Source organism: Mixta intestinalis, from assembly GCF_009914055.1.
Lineage (GTDB): Bacteria > Pseudomonadota > Gammaproteobacteria > Enterobacterales > Enterobacteriaceae > Mixta > Mixta intestinalis.
Map to the genome: position 1 here is coordinate 3224931 of NZ_CP028271.1, position 19959 is coordinate 3244889.

Annotated in this window: 9 protein-coding genes; 7 read left to right on the plus strand and 2 right to left on the minus strand. The window is 48.9% G+C overall.

The window, feature by feature from the left end:
* Positions 1–29: 29 nt before the first annotated feature.
* Positions 30–845, minus strand: coding sequence for an ImmA/IrrE family metallo-endopeptidase (locus C7M51_RS15005; protein ID WP_160622475.1), 816 nt, complete (start codon positions 843–845; stop codon positions 30–32).
* A gap of 7 nt (positions 846–852) precedes the next feature.
* Positions 853–1176 carry a helix-turn-helix domain-containing protein gene (locus C7M51_RS15010; protein WP_048227226.1) on the minus strand — a complete coding sequence of 108 codons (324 nt, stop codon included), beginning with the start codon at positions 1174–1176 and terminating at the stop codon, positions 853–855.
* Positions 1177–1440: 264 nt separating this feature from the next.
* Between C7M51_RS15010 and C7M51_RS15015 the strand changes: the two genes are divergently transcribed.
* The 7 genes from C7M51_RS15015 (at position 1441) to C7M51_RS15045 (ending at position 19861) form a co-directional block, all read left to right on the plus strand.
* Entirely contained in the window at positions 1441–2103 is a 663-nt protein-coding gene (locus C7M51_RS15015; RefSeq protein WP_053069300.1) for a multiubiquitin domain-containing protein, read from the plus strand.
* Positions 2078–3271, plus strand: a complete 1194-nt coding sequence (locus tag C7M51_RS15020) for a ThiF family adenylyltransferase (RefSeq protein ID WP_160622476.1) — start codon at positions 2078–2080, stop codon at positions 3269–3271. The genes C7M51_RS15015 and C7M51_RS15020 overlap by 26 nt, the downstream gene beginning before the upstream one ends.
* Positions 3268–3714 (plus strand): ubiquitination-like system serine protease family protein, encoded by a 447-nt coding sequence (locus C7M51_RS15025; RefSeq protein ID WP_181499871.1) that lies wholly within the window; start codon positions 3268–3270, stop codon positions 3712–3714. Before C7M51_RS15020 ends, C7M51_RS15025 begins: the two co-directional genes overlap by 4 nt.
* Before the next feature lie 1618 nt (positions 3715–5332).
* Positions 5333–8569, plus strand: coding sequence for a Tc toxin subunit A (locus C7M51_RS15030; RefSeq protein ID WP_160622477.1), 3237 nt, complete (start codon positions 5333–5335; stop codon positions 8567–8569).
* 36 nt (positions 8570–8605) lie between these two features.
* The gene (locus C7M51_RS15035; protein WP_160622478.1) at positions 8606–12319 is read left to right on the plus strand and encodes a Tc toxin subunit A-related protein; all 3714 of its coding nucleotides are present in this window, start codon (positions 8606–8608) and stop codon (positions 12317–12319) included.
* Positions 12320–12375: 56 nt separating this feature from the next.
* Entirely contained in the window at positions 12376–16653 is a 4278-nt protein-coding gene (locus tag C7M51_RS15040) for a SpvB/TcaC N-terminal domain-containing protein (protein ID WP_160622479.1), read from the plus strand.
* A 205-nt stretch (positions 16654–16858) separates the two neighbouring features.
* Complete coding sequence (locus C7M51_RS15045; protein ID WP_244323741.1) at positions 16859–19861, plus strand: RHS repeat domain-containing protein; 3003 nt, start codon at positions 16859–16861, stop codon at positions 19859–19861.
* Positions 19862–19959 lie beyond the last annotated feature (98 nt).

Sequence of the window (19959 nt, forward strand, 5' to 3'; positions counted from 1 at the left end):
AAAAGCATTATGAATGCCAATTTATTTAATCATTCACTTTCAAGTTCAAGCACACCCAGAGTATAGTCATATCCTTCAGTTGCAACAAACACATGTTCAATTAAATGTAAATCTTTCGGTTCATCAGGAAACCATAAATTTGCTGGCTGTTTTTTACTTTCACCAACAGGATTCGTTGATAATGAGGACATTAATGAACCCTCTGGAATTGATATAGGTGGAACACCTTTTGTTTTGATATACATTTTGCTTTTATATGCTTTTTGGTTAGAGGAAGCCCATAAAATCATACCATCCCTAGCTGCGACAACTACAATTCGCTTTGGAAGAATTTCCTTCAATTTCAACGCTGCAGCCATAAGAGATACATTATATCTATTGGCGCAGTGAATAAGTAATTCGATACTAAATTGCTGATGAGATGTTTGTTTTCTACAATCGTCCAAAGGCATTAAAAGATATGATGCAAATGTATCTGCCTCATTTTCTATATCGCGGACTGATAGAGATTGTTCACCAACTATAGATGTACATAAAAATTCATCCATTTCAGCACGATGCAACATGTAGTGTCCTAACTCATGTGCAATCGTAAATCTTTTACGACCTTCTGAACGAATATTTTCTTTATATAAAATCATCCATTGGCTTTTATTCGGATGTTTAATTAAGGCACCTTCAAAATTATCAACATCACTCTTTTTTATTTTCACTATAGGATCACTAGGAGAAGTTTCTTTAGAATACTCTAGCGCTAAAGATTCAACATCAACAGGAAACCTATCCTCTCCCAAAAAAATGCTCAGGATCTTTGATAACTTATTTGCCTCTGCCTTTGGCTTCATTTGTTATTCAATCCTCGTCATCCCAGACATCTATTAACTTCCTCACTTTTTTCTTATCGCTATCTGAAAGACCTTTATATTTCCTAAAGAATGCCTCATCTATTACATCCTCATCAGGATTAGCACTTTTACTTTCGAGTAAAAATTGAGGTGTCACACCTAATGCTTTTGCTATATTTTCTATCTTTTCAGCCGAAGGGTTAGAGCTTTCCCTATTTTCTAACTCCCAAATATAGCTTTTACTTGTTCCAGACAATTCAGCAAGTTTATCAATACTAAATTTCAACTCCCTACGCCTTGCATTGATTTTATTACCCAATGTAGAACTCATGCTTTCTCCTTGGTGCTCTATTACTCGTTATAAACATTATCGTTTTGAAGTTAACCAAAACATATGCCTATTAGTATAGCGAACATTTTTGTACTTTTACATAGTAACTATTGAGCAAAAGATCAACACATTTTCGGTAAAGAGAACGATAAAAACACACTTGACCGAACGAAAAAATCGATCAATGATAGCTGCAAGTTCGATAAGTCGAACAAAATCGTTCAATACCTCTGCCCTTACAGGGTTCTATACCAAGGAGAACACATGAAAAATAAATTCATAAAAATCAATGACAAAATTGTTGAGATCGATGATCTCACTCCTACAGGGGCTCAAATCCTTCTTGTAGCTGGTGTCAAAGACATTGTTGAGTATGTTCTGTTCCAGAAGCTGAAAAATGGTTTGCTTGAAGAGATTCGTCCTGAAGAAAAAACGACTCTCGATAAAGAGGGGGTTGAAACGTTCCTGATGTTTAACTCCGATCGCACTTATCGTTTTACACTTAATGGCAAAATGTTTGATTGGGGAGCACCAAGCTTAACAGGGGCCACAGTAAAATCTCTCGCAGAGTGTGATTTTGACAGTAATGACGTATGGCTTGAAATGAAAAATGAGAAAGACAAACTCATTACTGACCATGAACATATTGACCTTACTCAGCCAAATGTTGAGCGCCTTTATACCCAGGAAACCAGTATTAACATCATTGTCAATGCAAAAATGCGGGTCGTAAATCGCCGCGTGATTAGCTACTGGGATGTTGTTCATCTGGCATATGAACATGCCGAAAATAAGGAAACATCAATCTATTCTGTAGATTACGCTAAAGGGCCAATTAGCAATCCAGAAGGCTCAATGGTTGATGGTCAATATGTTCAATTAACCGACGGGATGATTTTTTATGTCACTCAAACTGATAAATCTTAATCCTTGCCTGAAAAGACTTCAGGATGAGGGCTATGAACTCGAAATTAGAGATGGTTTCCTTATGGTTCACTCAGTACCATATGTAAACGCCAATAAAGAGGTCCTGAAAGGGACCCTTATCACTAATCTTGTTTTAGTAGCCCCCGATGTTGTTGGTAAACCTAATACACACCAAATGTATTTCAATGGGGAACATCCCTGCCACCCTGATGGAAGAATATTAACAGCCATTCAGCACACCACTCCAAATCAAACACTTGGGAATGGCATCATAGGGAATCATTGGTTTTCCAATAAACCACCGTCAGGTAGCTATGATGATTATTATCATCAGATTACTAGTTACGTTAGGGTTATTGAGAGCCAAGCCAAAGCTATTGATGAAAATGTTTCAGCGAAAACATTTATTTCGCATTACCTTACTAATGATGAAGACATTTTCACATATCAAGATACAGCTTCAGCTCGTATTGGAACTGTTCAGCTCAACAATCTAATTGCAAATCAGAAAATAGCTATTATCGGGTTGGGTGGAACTGGCTCTTATATTTTAGATATGATATCTAAGACCTGTGTAAGTGAAATACACTTATATGATAAAGACCAATTCCAACAACATAACTCATTTCGTGCTCCTGGAGCCGCATCGATAGATGACTTAGAAAAAAAACAAACAAAATGTGATTACTATTATCAAACGTATAGTAATCTGAGAAATGGAGTCATTCCTCATAATGAAATGCTGTCAGAAACTAACTTACATGAACTAATTAATTATGATTTTATCTTCATAAGCATAGACAGCGCCACTTCACGTAAGATGATCACTGATTATCTATACCAACATAAAATCAGCTTTATTGATGTAGGTATGGGATTAAGTTTTACTGAAGACAAAAGCAGTATTTTCGGCACTTGTCGTTCTACATTATATGCAAAAGATATGGATGATACGCCTTTAAAATCACTGCCAACCATATCAAGAGATGATGAAGTATACAGATCAAATATTCAGTTGGTAGAATTAAACTGCCTAAATGCAGCATTTGCTGTCATACAATGGAAAAAACTATTTGGTTTTTATTGTGACGACATGAGTTCGTATGAAATGACTTACAGTTTAGGGTTAAACAAAATAGCAAATAAGGTTATGGAGAGAGTAGAATGAAAACTCTATCCATTACTTTTACTGAATTTATCCCCGAGCAATTAGAAGAAGGCATCCTGTATGTTTCGATGCCATATTCTACGATAGCTCATCTATGTGCATGCGGATGTAAGAATGAGGTAATTACTCCACTTTCTCCACTTGATTGGAGTATGACTTATAATGGAAAAGAAATTTCATTACATCCATCTATAGGAAATTGGCAATTCCCATGTAGATCTCACTATTGGATAAGAGGCAATAAAATTGTCTGGGCCGGAAATATGCACAACGATATAATAGAAAATAATCGTAGTGCAAACTTAGCATTAAAAATGAAGAAATCTGAAACAAATATTACTTCACATAATTATACTGAAACCGGCATGAACGATAAACCTAAGCAAACCTCTTATTTCAATCAATTAATGAACACAATTAGAGAGTGGTTAGGATATAAGTAAAATCATTCTCAACCTTATAAGCAGCGCTTTAACATATGAATTTGAATCCAAGGAGGAAAAGTACTTCCTATTTCAATTAACTCAATTAAAATATTCATATCCATTTTCTCATGAATAGTAATTTTCACTTCTCAGTTAGCAACAAAAATACTGGTTACCAAGGCTCTTGGTGCCGATTGCATCAAGAGGAGATAACCACCGTGATAAGCACAAGTAGTGCCGCTATGTTACCTCTTACAAGGTAGAATTCTGGTAAGTTTAATTTGATTACTTTGCAACCGAGTATGAAATGATGCCCCTGTGAGAACATTTTTTTGATAAGGTAATCCAATGAATCTATCTTTTACATACGCAGAGGAAAGCAGTTCATAGGCACTTTTAAAGGGATTGAAAATCCCCGTGTCCTTGGTTCGATTCCGAGTCCGGGCACCACTTATTCAGAGAACCCGCCCACAAGGCGGGTTTTTGCTTTTTGAGCCAAAAATCTGTTGGTTTATTAGTCGTTACCGCCCTTATCTTTCCTCCGGCCCCGCTTCCCGGTGGTACAAAATGGGCATGATGATAAAGCCTGCCAAAGACCGAAACGGCACCTGCCACATCCGCAAAGCGGTTCCTCAAGAGTTAGCCACATACCCAATAATTCTTTCTGGCAATTACACAATTTAAATTACAGTCTCTATTTCTTTAGACTGTTTATACAAAGAAGAGAACCTTTCATACATAAAATTGCCTGGATGCGTAAGGCGATTTTTTTCTCCTTCTTTTGACGCAATTTCTCCCCGCAATACTTTTCGAACTCAACTATCGAATGCCTAAGCGCTGATGTGGTTATGTCTAGTGCTTCCGCTGTTCTCACGATATCACCAAGCACAATAACTTTTATTTAATATTCCATACATTTTGAAAAAAGAATAATTTATTAACCCCATTATTTCTTGGATTCATAACCTTTATTTAACCGTGACATAACGAAATTTATTATATAACATGCTAAAAAAACAAAAACGATCTTTCATCCTATAAAATAAAAATAGTTATTTCAACTTCCTCATAACATTAACAACAACTGTAAGTAGAGATCACTAAACCCTTATTAAACAAAAGTAATTAGACCAGAATAAATATCTTTGCGTAATGAATTATTTCCCTGATTTTTATATCGATAAAAGCTTGTTAAAATCATCTCACTCAGAAAATTCATGTGAATAATTGTTTCATAAAAGGAAGGGGGTTTATTTATTCAATATTTAATATGACATGGGTTATAAGACATTCGGAGTTTTTACTGGCATCCTGCGAACGCCCTGATTATCACATTCAGCGATGGGGAAACTACTCTGATTATACAGCCAGTCTTCAACTGAATATTAACAAATTTAATTCTGATAAGGAGGCTTTGAAAAAAACCATTATCAATAAATAACTTATAGATGGATATCTTGTATTTTATTTTTTCCATTTATAAATCAGCACATTAACTTACCACTATCGATTGATGATTATTGTTTATTGTAACCGGATAAAGTCTCATTTTAATTTTTTGGATTTTTAGCAGACTTTGTTCAAGGGTTTTAATATCCACTTAATTTTTATATTTAAATCACCTGGAGATCTTTGCATGTCCACAGATAATTTACTGCCTGTATCAGAGGCAGAGTCTGTTATCAGACTGAATAAAGCAGGCTATCGAACTGTTTTTGATATCGTAAATAAAAGTCGCGCTCATTTTATCAAAACTGTTCCAGATATAGATGCCACCCATGCGCGAGAAATTTATCGCCAGGCGCGAGAGCATGCGGAAACCTTAAAGAGCCTTTTCCGTTCCTGGCAGTTACGGCAGGAGCCGGTTATTGGCGGGCTGAAAAAGCTTACAACAACTTCATCCCCACTTCTTAAGGAAACCCTGCTGCGTAATTTGGGCGGAGATGGAGACTTTTCCGATCTCCTGGCACGCAGCACTGAATATACTGATGCGGCCTCCATTCAGTCCCTGTTCTCACCGGGGCGCTATGCCGCTGCTTTGTATAAGGTGGCCAGAAACCTCCATGAGAACGGCTCTGCATTTGATATCAATAAACGCCGCCCCGACCTGCAAAACCTAATCCTCAGCGAAACCACGATGAACCAGGAGATCACTTCTCTGGATCTTTTGCTTGAGATCCTGCAGGGCAATAACAGCGACCACCTTAACGCCCTGTCAGAAAGCTTCTTCCCCATGACATTGCCTTATGATGACAAGCTGACGCAAATCAACGCTGCCTTGAGCGCTCAGGGCCGCACGCTAAACGGTATCTGGGATAGCCTTTCTGACACACAGGCATCGTCCTTCGCCGTTGATGGGTACTTAACCCGCAGCGTTTCTTCCCCGGAGGTGATTTCAGGTCAACGGTTTTTCCTGAAAACGGAGGGTGAAATGGTCTGGCTGTCACACGCCACCGCTGGCGGTGCTTCTTTGCCGGGCGCACATCTGAATGTGGGAAAACCATTGGCTGCAGCAGTGCAGACTGCCCCTCTGAATATTACCCGGAAAGAGGGTTTGCTTTACCTGGGTATTGATGGCGACGTCACCCTTAATGGTATCTCTCTGTCTGGTTGTTATCTGATGGCAGACAGCGGTGAAGATAATGGAAAAGAAGGCCCCTACGCCCGTATGGGTAATACGAAAGGAAATCAGCAAGTCTCGCCAACCAGGCACCTGGCCATTACCCTGGAATCTGACGGTAACAATGGAACGTGGCTTAAAACCAGTAAAGGCTATATCGGAGTTAAGAGCAGCGGTGCTGCCGACTGGCCGGATGCGCTGACGGTAAATGAACCTACCACCGCGACAGCACTATTATTTACCTTCTGTAAGGATGAAACGGGCGACACCACGATTTCACCAGAAGCGATGCTGCCTCCAGATACTACCCCGAACCCACCGGCGCGAACCATACTGAATCTTACTCCGCTGAGTTATCAGTTGATGGCCAATGAGACGCTAACTCAGGCCGACATCGCCAGCCATTATGGTCTTAAAAATGGTGCTCAGCGTTCAGCCAGTGATTTAGCTACACAGCTGAATGATATTCCGACATTTTGTCAGAAAACCGGCCTTACTTTTAATCAGGTTCTGGAACTCACGGCCCAGGCTGATTATGCTCATAGTGCTACTGATGCACATAATAGTTGTCCTTTCTACAAATACGGTAATACGAGCCGTGAAGACGTCTGGAAATATGGCGCTGCATATTTGAATAGTGGTCTGGATGATATTACACAGCCTGACGAACGCCTGTTGTGGATCCAGCCAGAAGTACGTGATACCTCAGGAAATATCACCACACCAGCAGCCCTGAATTTCACAGATGACACCCTGGTTTCCCTTGCGGGAAATGCTGAAAAGCTTATTCGTCTGCGCAATACCACCGGCCTGTCTTTTGAAATGCTCGACTGGGTGATCGTTAGCGCATCAAAGGCAGCAGGTTACGATTCCCCGATACCCAACTCTGTGGTGCTCAGAGCCCTCGCAGCCTGTGTCGATTTGCAGGAACGCTATGGCATTACCCCAAATACGTTTGTCAGCTTTATTGGTCCGGTCAATCCGTATGCCCGTGCGCAGGAAAAAAGTTTTTACGAGAGTCTGTTCACCCTGGCGGATCAGACTGGCTGCATCCCGCTGGGCGGCAATGTTAAATGCAATGGCGACGCGGGAAGTTATGAGTCAGCCTGCTTTAAAGCCCTTGGCGTAACCAGCGACGAATTTGTCCGTATCGGCCGTTACTGCTTCGGTAATGTGGACAGGTTCAAAATGTCTGAGCTTACCGCCGGACAAATTTATCGCTTTGGCGCAATCCCCCGCATGCTGGGCCTGACGTTTGCTGAAGCGGAGTGTCTGTGGCAGCTGATGGCTGGTGGTTCTGATGCCCTCCTGGTTGCGCTTGGTCGTGATACCGGCTTTGCCGCCATTGACCTTATCCGTCGCACCGAACAGGTACTGAGCTGGATGGCGGATAACAACCTGAACCTGATTCAGGTCCAGGCGATGGTGAGCACGGTTTACAACGGCACAGCCACGGCTGAGATGTTCACTTTCCTGCAAAATGTCTATCACAGCGTGAAAGGGTCCCTCTCTGCTGACGGTGAAATGGACGATGCCCTGCATCAGAAGGTATGCCGTGCGCTGGCTGGCGGCTTTAATCTTAAAGCCAATATTATGGCTCAGGTAACGAAATGGCTGGATAAAACGGACGCCAGCTTCACGCTTGATCGCTACTGGGCGAACATCAAGGCGTTCTTTGGCAATGCGCAGAACACCACCGTGGAAGATTTGCAAAAGGATACCGCCGGACTGGTGGACGCGACGCAGCGCCTGAGCCAGCTGGTACTGGTAGCCCGCTGGCTGAATCTGAGCGAGCAGGACCTGATGCTGCTGACCGATACCCCCAAACAGCTGGATGGCTCTCTCCCTGGCACTCCGCAACCAGATTTGCCTCTGCTGCTGTTACTGACCCGCTTCAAACGCTGGCAGAGCCAGGTGACTACCTCCGTCGACGAAGCCCTGCGTTTGTTGCCGGTACTGGCGGATGGCACCGCAAAGGCCGCTGACGTGGCGGAGAAAATCGCGGTTCTTCATAACCTCACGGCGGACAGCGTCCTCAGGATGAACACGCTCCGGTTTGGCAACGGCAAATTCCCGCACAGTTTTGCGCAGCTGTATTCCCTGCTGACCTGGCTACGTACGGGTCAGATGCTCAACGTTGGCTCCGCCGCTTTGCATGACCTGCTGACCATGGCACAGAGTCGTGTCGAAGCGGAAGACAACGTCCTGATTGCCCGTGTGGCAGACACCCTGACTGCCGGCGTGAGCCGCTAGACAGGCAGAGTAAACTGAATAAAGGATATCAATTCTATGTCAATCTCATTATTTAATCAGAATCTTAAGGAAGCGCGTCGCGACGCGCTGGTCAGCCACTATCTGGCGACGCATGACTTTTCATCACTGCCGGAAGGCAGTAGCGTGACCACGGCTGATGACCTGTACGAATACCTGCTGTTGGATACTAAAATCAGTAATGCCGTGACCACCTCCCGTCTGGCGGAGGCCATCAGCAGCCTGCAGCTGTTTATCCACCGCTCGCTGGAAGGGTATGAAGGTAAGCTTGCTGACACTGCAACGCCATACCTCGCACAGGATGCGTTCCTGAATAACTGGGACCAGTATAACAAGCGCTACAGCACATGGGCCGGCAAGGAGAAGCTTCGTTTTTATGCCGGAAACTATGTTGAGCCATCGTTGCGCATTGGCAAGACGGAATTATTTGAGAAACTTGAAAATACCCTTAACCAGGGAAAATTGACGTCCATTGCAGCAAAAAACAGTCTGGTTTCTTTTGTCGCAGACATGGATGATTTTGCCTACATGAAATTTCTTTGCGCGACTCCAGGCAACAAGGATAATGTTCTTTTCATTACCGGTTTTCTCAATGAAAAATACTATGGTCGTAAAGTTTTACTGGATACTTCTATTCATAATGATGACTGCAAGCCGATATTGTGGGAGGGGTGGCAATCTCTTCCCCCTAACATAAAAGACCCTATAAAAAATGTCGTTGTGTTGAATTATAAATCTAACAACTTACAGTGTAGTTGGTCTTCGTATGACAAATTAATAAATGATGGGAGCGGCCTGGGGTATTTAATAAGAAATTATACCTGGGTATTAAAAAGAAACGGCAATTGGCAACTGACACATACAGAGGTGGAAAATACGTTCATTAACTCTCACTCCTACGAGGCAAGTTGTAATAACATAGATGAAAAAACTTATAATATGTTTTTTTCACATCAAGGCGGCGAGGGCAATAAATATCACCTGAAAGGGGTGCTTTCTTATGATATTAAAGCACGTGAGCTGGTCATAAAAAATGTGGAGCAACTTTCTGAGAATACCAAACTGCAACTTGTCGTTGAACTTGACGGTGAAGCTATTTCAGATAGAATTAACCCTGGGAATACTTTCTCACAATTAATACCATTAGATAAGGGAGAAACATTAACCATCGCAGCTTATGATAGCTATAATAGGTACGCATCTCGTCTTGACTTTAAATTAAAAATTGACTCTAATTTTTCTTCGCCATATAGCTTTTCAGAGAAAGATACATCAAATAATGTCTGGCTTGTTGATGCCAATAACCAGCAAAAATACTTTACGGTTGATACCGCCTCTCTTTTCGGTCAGTTAAGTGAAAATCTGGAAGCAAATACAGAAAATCTGCTTACTTATGAAAATCAGAAACTTATCGCTGACAACGGGCTTTGGTATTACAACGGTGACAAGAATGTTGTCGGGGGAGGAGCATTTTCTGGTCCATATAGTCAATATTTGTGGGAACTCTTCTTCCATGCCCCCTATCTGATCGCTACCCGATTTGCCACTGAGCAGCGCTTTGAGGAGGCTGAGCGCTGGTATAAATATATCTTTAACAGCGCTGGCTATCGTGATGAAGACGGTCATATCCTGACCGATGAAAACGGTCAGCCGCGCTACTGGAACTGTTACCCTTTGCAGCAGGACGTAGCCTGGGACAGCCTCACCGATATGCCGGCCAGCACCGATCCGGACGTGATCGCCACCGCTGACCCGATGCACTATAAGCTGGCAATTTTCCAGCATACCCTTGACCTGCTGATTGCCCGCGGCGATGCGGCCTATCGCCTGCTGGAGCGCGATACGCTGACCGAAGCCAAAATGTACTATATCCAGGCGCAGCAGCTGCTCGGCCCGCGTCCGGATATCCGGATGACAAATACCTGGGATAACCCGACCCTGTCCGCCGAGGCCGATGTAATACAGGATCCGGTCACGCGCAGCGGTGAGGGTGTGCCGCTGACCTTTGCGCAGTGGTTACGTGCCGGGGATGCCAATGAAATGGGGGACGGTGATTTTCTGCCGCCGTACAATGACGTGCTGCTGGCCTACTGGGATAAGCTGGATATCCGTCTTTATAACCTGCGCCATAATTTGAGCCTCGACGGCCAGCCGCTCAGCCTGCCGCTGTTTGCTGCCCCGGTTGACCCTGCCGAACTGCATCGCCAGCAATCCGGTGGCAATGGCATACAGGGGGATGTCAGCCCGGCTGACCGCGCGGATACCGGCTGGCGTTACCCGCTGCTGGCTGTTAAAGCACAGGAAGCCGTGAGCCGGCTGAGAGAGTTTGGTTCAGGCTTGCTGGCAGCGCTTGAAAAACAGGACAGCGAAAAGGTCACGATGCTGCTGCAGTCCCAGCAGAGTAGCGTGCTCGGTTTACAGCAGGAGATCGCGCAGAACAACCTTGACAGCCTTAACGCAGAGCTTGCCGCGCTGAACAGCAGCCGCGAGGGCCTGGTGCTGAACCAGAAATATTATACCTCCCTGATTAACGGCGACCTGTCTGCCGCAGAAGTCGCCGGGCTGGCACTACGCGGCGGCAGTATGGTGGGCAATACCGCAGCAGCCATCGCTTTGTTTCCGGCCGGCGTGATGAGAGCCATTCCCAATATTTTTGGTCTGGCAAACGGAGGGCATGACCTTGGAGCACCGGTTGAAGCGGCTGCGCAGGGCTTGCAGGTTTCCGCACAGGTCCTTGACCAGGCGGCCGCAATCAGTGAAATCACCGCCTCCTATCGGCGACGGGCTGAGGACTGGCGTCAGCAAAGCGAGCTTGCGGCAAAATCCATTGAAGAAACCGATAACCGTATCGACAGCCTGAAGGCGCAGATTGCTATGCAGCAGAAGCAAATTGCGCTGGCGGAGATGGAGTATGCCAATCAACAGGCTTATCTGGACCTGTATAACAGCTGCTTTACGGGGCTTACCCTGTACAGCTGGATGGTCAGCCGCCTGTCCTCGCTCTATTACCAGCTCTACGATGCCACTATTCCGGTCTGTATTCAGGCCCGTGAAGCGCTTAAGCGTGAGTTCGGCAGCAGCAAAACGGATAGCATTTTCAGTACGCCGGTCTGGAACGATTTATATCAGGGGCTGTTGGCTGGCGAAGGCCTCACCACCGAGCTGCAGAAGCTGGAGAACGTCTGGATCCAGAACAGCGCGAACGGGCTGGAGGCCACGCGAACGGTGTCGCTGGCCGCAGTGCGCGGGGAGGAAAGCGGCAGCCTGAGTGCCGCCATCGCGGACGTGCTTAATAAAGGCACGGATAAGTCTGCGGTCGGTAAGCTTACGCTGGAGAACAACATTTTCAGCGCCGTGCTGGATATGTCAACCCTGCAGCTGGCTGATGACTACGGCCCAACCAGCAGTAACAAAACGCTCTTTACCAAGAGCATTGCCGTCACGCTGCCAACCCTGCTGGGGCCGTATCAGGACATTGCCGCCACGCTGTCTGATGACAAGGGGACCGTCGCCACGCTGTCCCACGGCATACAGGATACCGGGCGCTTTGTCGTGAACTTCGACGACAGCCGCTTCCTGCCGTTTGAGGGCAGAGATCCGAGGACAATGACCCTGACGCTGAGCATTTTTAATGTGAAGGACGCCGGTGACGCGGCGCCGAACCAGCGGTCCATCGTGGAAAACCTGAGCGATATTATTTTCCATATCCGCTACATCATGCGTAACCGCTAGTCCTGAGACTTTAGTTGCTGTACGGCCCCCTTCCGGGGGCCGTAAGGAAGACTTATATGCAAAATACAGACACGATCAAACTGGAGCTGCCTTCTTTACCAAAAGGCGGAGGTGCCGTCACGGGACTAAAAGGAGACATGGCTGCGGCAGGTCCTGATGGCGCAGCAGTACTTACGCTCGCACTGCCGGTCAGCACCGGTCGCGGATATGCCCCTTCCCTTGCCCTGAGCTATCACAGCCGGGCCGGTAACGGGCCCTTTGGCATCGGCTGGGCTGTTGGCCAGCCCGCAGTGCGCCGACGTACCAGCAAGGGCGTACCAACCTGGGATGAAAAAGATGAATTCACCGGGCCTGACGGGGAAGTCCTTGTTCCGGCACTGAATGAGGCGGGGGAGCCCGATCTGCGCCACAGCAGCATGCTCCTTGACAGAGAGCTGGGAGAAGATTTCACCGTTTCAGCCTGGCGCAGCCGAACCGAAACGGATTTTAGCCGACTGGAGTTCTGGGAACCTCACAGCCACAGCGAGCCGGGTTTCTGGGTGATGTACAGCCCCGACGGGCAGGTCCATCTTCTGGGGCGCACCCCTCAGGCCCGTATCAGCCACCCTGAAAACCCGGCGCAGGTGGCCGTCTGGCTGGCTGAATCCTCCGTGTCGGCCACGGGCGAACAAATTTACTGGCAGTACCGGGGCGAAGATGAAAAAGGCTGTGACGAAACGGAGACGGCCGCACACCCGAATGCCACCGCGCAGCGCTACCTGACTGCGGTCTGGTACGGCAACAAAGTCGCCGCCCGTGAATTACCTGCACTTATGGCAGAGCCATCCCCCGCAGAGTGGCTGTTTACGCTGGTTCTGGATTATGGCGAGCGGGGAACCGACGCAGACGTCGCCCCTGAGTGGCTGGCGCCGGGCAGCGGCGAGTGGCCGTGTCGCAGGGATTGTTTCTCAGCTTACGATGCCGGTTTTGATGTGCGCACCCGCCGCCTCTGCCGCCAGGTACTGATGTATCACGATGTTGCGGCACTGGCCGGAGAAGCTCAGGCGGAGAACGTCCCTTATCTGGTGTCGCGCCTGCTGCTGGTCTGGGAGGAGAATGCCTCGGTTTCCACGCTGAAATCGGTTCAGCAAATCGCTTATGAGGCCGATGGGCGTCCTGTAAAGCTTCCTCCACTGACGCTGGACTGGCAGGATTTTTCCCCGCCGGAAACGGTGCAATGGCAGAAACGGGCTGACATGGACAGGTTCAACCTTTTGCAGCCTTACCGGATGGTTGACCTGAACGGGGAAGGCATGGCGGGCATTCTGTATCAGGATGGGAAAGCCTGGTGGTACCGGGCGCCCGTACGTGATGCGGCAGGCGGAGCGGATGCGGTCACCTGGGATAAACCCGCGCCGCTGCCGGCTGTTCCGCCCCTGCGGGAAGGCGGCTCGCTGGTCGACCTGAACGGAGACGGATACCTGGAGTGGGTCGTCGCCGCCTCCGGTACCGCAGGGCGTTATCAGCGTACGCCGGAACGTGGCTGGACGGGTTTCATACCGTTTAACGCGCTGCCGGTTGAGTATGCTCATATTCACGCGCAGCTGGCGGATATCTCTGGGACCGGCCTGAGCGATCTGGTGCTGATCGGACCCAGGAGCGTACGTCTGTACAGCGGAACCGGCGAAGGCTGGAACCCCGCGACGATCGTCATGCAGCCGGATGATATCACCCTGCCGCAGTTTAACCCGGATGCCGGCGTGCTGGTTGCCTTCAGCGATATGGCGGGCAGCGGCCAGCAGCATCTGGTGGAAGTACGTGCAGAAGGCGTTCGCTACTGGCCTGCACTGGGGCACGGCCGCTTCGGTCCCCCCGTCAGCATGGACGGCTTTAGCTGCCCGACAGAAGCTTTTAATCCGGACCAGTTGTATTTTGCCGATGTGGACGGCTCAGGGACCACCGATCTGATTTACGCCCTGAGCGACAGACTTGTGGTCTGGCTTAATCAGAGCGGTAACCATTTTGCAGAGTCTTTCAGTATCAGCCTGCCGGAGGGCGTCCATTATGACCGGACCTGCAGCCTGCAGCTGGCGGATATTCAGGGGCTTGGCGTGGCCAGTCTGGTCCTGACGGTCCCCTATCCTGTCCCCACCCACTGGGTCTGCCACCTGACGGAAAGCAAGCCGTGGCTGCTGAAAGGGACGAACAATAATATGGGGGCCCGCTGTGCCCTGACTTACCGCAGTTCGGCCCAGTTCTGGCTGGATGAAAAAGCAGACGCAGTGGCAGAGGGCAAATCAGCGCCAGCCTGTTATCTGCCGTTTGCGCTGTATATGCTGTGCCGCACGGACGTTATCGATGAAATCACGGCTAATCACCTGACCAGCGTCGTGCGCTACCGTCACGGTGTCTGGGACGGACGGGAGCGGGAGTTTAGGGGTTTTGGCTTCGTTGAGATCCGCGACACTGACGTGCTGGCGGACACAGGGACCGCCGGGGAGATCAGCATGCCCGCCATCAGCCGCAGCTGGTACGCCACCGGCCTGCCTGTGGTGGATGACAGCCTGCACAATGAATTCTGGGCCGGTGATGAGCAGGCTTTCCCCGGTTATCTTCCGCGGTTTACCACCGGCAGTGGGGACAACGAGCAGGCCTTTACCCCTGATGATGAGGCCGCATACTGGCTTCGCCGCGGCCTGAAGGGGATGGTGTTGCGCTCGGAGCTGTACGGCAGTGACGGGAGTGCTCAGGCAGATATCCCCTATTCAGTCAGTGAAAGCCGGCCGCAGGTGCGCCTGGTGGAATCCCGCGGCAACTATCCCGTTATTCTTCCGGTAACGGTTGAAAGCAGAAACTACAGCTATGAACGTATCAGTTGCGATCCGCAATGCAGCCAGCACGTACTCCTGAGCAGCGATGAATACGGCCAGCCGCTCCGGCAGGTCAGTATCCGTTACCCGCGCCGCGCCCGGCCAGCACAAAGTCCGTACCCAGATACCTTACCCGATACGCTTTTTGCCAGCTCTTATGATGAGCAGCAGCAGATCCTGCGTCTGGCATTGACCCGAAACACCTGGCACAGTTTATTCGAACCGGCCAGCGGTATCTGGATAACGGGTCTGGCCGATGCGGCCCGCAACGATGAGGTCACACTGGCGGAAATAGCCGTGCCGGCGAAAGGCTTTATGCTCGAAGATTTGCTGGCGGAGGAAGGCCCGTTTGCTGATGCGCAACCCTTATTGAGTGGACAGAAGCAGATCTGGTATCTGGACGCGCAGGGAGAAGCCACGACCGGTAATCTGGCGTTTCCGCCGCGCGTGGCATTCAGTGAGGCTGCGGTACTTGACGAAGGTATTGTGGCTTTGTTGGCAGAGGATTTAACCCCGGTTCGTCTGGAGCAGGCTGGATATGCCCGGTTGCCGTATCTTTTTGCTGATGATAATGAAGCGTCAAAAACATTATGGACGGTGCGTAGCGGATACGTCACTTATGCGTCTGCAGCACACTTCTTCCTGCCGGTGGCGGTCAGAGATACGCTCCTTACCGGTGAGGTGAGCCTCGCCCGCGATCCCTGCGACTGCGTCATTACACAGACCACAGATGCAGCGGGCCTGACTGCTTCAGCAGAATATGACTGGCGGTTTATGACGCCGGTAAGTGTTTTTGATGCGAACGATAACCTTCATTCTCTGACTCTTGATGCGCTGGGACGCGTGACGACGACCACCTTCCGGGGAACGGAGGAGAGTGAAAATGTCGGATACAGTGACAGTGCGTTCACGCCACCTGCAACGGTAGATGCGGCGGTTGCGCTGTCCGCTCCTGTGCCTGTTTATCAGTGCATGATTTACGTTACGGACTGCTGGCAACAGGATCAGGCGGACAGACTACCACCTCACGTAGCTGTGCTGACCACCGATCGCTATGACAACGATCCGCAGCAACAAATTCGCCAGCAGGTCACCTTCAGTGACGGTTTTGGCCGGGTGTTGCAGACTTCGGTTCGGCAAACGGCAGGTGATGCCTGGCAAAGGGGAGAAGACGGCAGCCTGATCGCAGGGCCGGACGATCGGCCTGCGACGGCACAAACCAGCTTCCGGTGGGCGGTTTCCGGCAGAACGGAGTATGACAATAAGGGACAGGCTGTCCGGACATACCAGCCCTATTTCCTCGACAGCTGGAAATACGTCAGTGATGACGCCGCCCGGCAGGATCTGTATGCCGATATGCATTTCTATGATCCTTTGGGGCGCGTGTGGCAGACCAGAACGGCAAAAAACTGGCTGCGTCGTGGGATGTTCACCCCCTGGTTTGTCGTCAGCGAAGATGAGAACGACACGGCAGCAGAGGTATAACCCCTTACAGCGGCAGCGGGTCTGCCGCTTTAGTCAAAACATATCCGGGAGCAACGTCAGGGGGAATTCATGCAGATAAGCAGGCCGGGATCCGGACATCCTTTTACCGCGCAGGCAGCGTGAGCGGGCTTATTTTTTGTCATGAAAATACGGGGCTGCCCAGTGGCTCCTATCTTCTCAATAACATTTTTTGCAGGATACATTCATGAATACAGCATTGTTTCGTAACACGCCATCAGTCACGGTATTCGACAACCGTGGCCTGACCATACGCGACATCGCGTACCACCGCCATCCTGGCACCCAGGACGTTACCACTGAGCGCATCACCCGCCATCGGTACAACGCCCACGGCTTTCTGACACAGAGTGCCGACCCTCGCCTTCATGATGCCAGACTGGCGAACTTCACGTACCTTACGGACCTGGCCGGTAATACCCTGCGGACACAGGGAGTAGATAACGGCACATTTGTCAGCCTGAATGACGCCGCCGGACGGCCATTTATTACAATCAGCAATATCAGTACGGCAAATAACGGCACGGAGGACCGAAGCCAGGCGGTGACCCGCACCTGGCAGTATGAAAACGCCAAACTGCCCGGTCGCCTGATGAGCGTGACTGAACAGGTTACCGGCGGCATCGCCCGCATTACGGAGCGCTTCGTGTATGCCGGCAACAGTGATGTGGAGAAAGCCATGAACCTCGCCGGGCAGTGTATCAGCCATTACGACACCGCCGGCCTGTTACAGACCGATAGTGTTGCCCTCACCGGCGTACCACTATCCGTCACCCGCCGCCTGTTGAAGGACGCCGACAACCCTGACGTTGTGGCCGACTGGCAGGGTGACGCCGCTACCTGGAACGACATGCTGGATAGTGAAGAATATGCCACCCTGACAACCGCTGACGCCACCGGGGCGGTGCTAACCACCACCGATGCAAAAGGCAATATGCAGCGGGTAGTGTACGATGTGGCGGGACTGCTGTCAGGCAGCTGGCTGACTCTGAAGGGCGGAAAAGAGCAGACCATTGTCACCTCCCTGACATACTCTGCCATGGGACAGAAGCTGCGCGAGGTGCACGGCAACGGCGTAGTGACCACGTATACGTATGAAGCAGAGACGCAGCGTCTGACCGGGATTAAAACGGAACGACCCGACGGGAACGCCTCGGGAGCGAAAGTGCTGCAGGACCTGCGCTATGAATATGATCCGGTAGGTAACGTACTCAACGTCAGCAATGACGCGGAAGAGACGCGTTTCTGGCACAATCAGAAAATAGTGCCAAAGAATACATACACCTACGACAGCCTCTACCAGCTGGTCAGCGCCACCGGACGCGAGATGGCGAATGCCGGCCAGCAGGGCAATAATCTCCCTTCCGCTACGGTTCCCCTTCCCACAGACAACTCCACATACACGAACTACACCCGTACTTATACCTACGACGAAGCCGGTAACCTGACGCAAGCCCGTCATACTCCGGCAACGGGCAGCGGTTACAGCACCAAAATAACCGTCAGCGATCGCAGCAACCGGGGCGTGCTGAGCACCCTGACGGAAAACTCCGCGGACGTGGATGCGCTGTTCACGGCGGGCGGGCAGCAGATGCAGCTGCAGCCGGGACAGCATCTGGTCTGGACAGCGCGTAACGAGCTGCTGAAGATAACGCCGGTGGTGCGTGACGGTAGTACGGATGACAGCGAAAGTTACCGCTATGACACGGGCAGTCAGCGCATCCTGAAGGTCTGCACGCAAAGAACCGGTAACAGCGTACAGACGCAGCGGGTACTTTACCTGCCGGGCCTGGAGCTGCGCAGCACAAAAGCGGGCAATACTGAAACGGAAAGCTTGCAGGTCATCACTGTAGGTGAAGCGGGCCGAGCGCAGGTGCGGGTGCTGCACTGGGAGAGCGGCAAGCCGACAGAAATCACCGGCGACCAGCTACGTTACAGTTACGACAATCTTACAGGGAGCAGCAGTCTGGAGCTGGACGGTGACGGAAACGTCATCAGCGCGGAAGAGTACTATCCGTACGGCGGGACGGCAGTGTGGACCGCCCGCAGCGCGGTGGAGGCGGACTACAAAGCCGTGCGCTACTCGGGCAAGGAGCGTGACGCGACGGGGCTGTATTACTACGGGTATCGCTACTACCAGCCATGGGCGGGCAGATGGATCTCTTCAGATCCTGCGGGTACGGCAGATGGACTGAACCTGTTCAGCATGGTCAGAAATAATCCTGTCACGTTTAGTGATAACCAAGGATTATATTCTATTTTAGATATTTTGAATATTGATAAGCCAGACTATTCAGCAATAGATTCAATTAGTACAAAATATGCCAGAGGGTATATGGAAATAAGTAATAATGACTTTTTAACACTTAGTAAGAAAAATTCAAAGAAAAAAGATCTTGGCTCACATGAAAACAGAAATAATGAAGCTGTCAGATTGGGTTTAAAAAATAAGAAGGATGCAAGTGGTAAAGCTATGTATACTTCTGAACATGCTATATTACATTCGGTTACCGCTGCGGGAGCTGGCCGTGGAGATATCAGTGGCAACACCAAGGTTCCACCGTCAGCTATTAATACCATACCCGAATTAGAAAAAAGAGGATATGCCTACCAAGAGTATGATTTATATCACCATGCACATGTCGGTTCAAATAACAACAGGTCAAATTATAAGGAATATTATAACTTGCAACGTGGCCTGCTTAAAGAAGGAAATCCTGCAGCTGCCATACAAATAAACCAATTATATTATGCGCATTCCTCTACTTTCAGAAAAGGGATGGGAAATGAAGGGAGCAATTCAAATTCGGAACATAATAGTGCTGCAAGAAACTCGTTAATCGGGACAATCCTATCAAAGGGAACGATGTATTGGGCTATTGAAGGAAATGAAAAAATTGCCGCCTCAGAATTATTACCTATTGAAAGAATTGAAATTATTCTGTCGAGGGTGATGTCTGAACTAGGCCGAATACCAACGAACAGAGAATTAAATACGGTGATTGATTCTTACAATGCGTTTTTCAGTTCGCCTCAGGCAAAAAAATATAGTGCGATGCCAAGACTTGAAATTCCGGATGGCTATCTTCCTTATCTGAAGATGTCAGGATATGAAGATAAAACCATTTTTGGTACTGAAGTAATCATGCCAGTTAAACAAAAAAATCTAACGAGAAGATTATCAGTTTAGCGTGTTGTCAAACCCTGGTTAGAAAAGGAAAATTATATGTAGACAAATGTGAAATAAAACATCTGAAATTTCTAAGATGTTAAGGGAGATCAGACCCA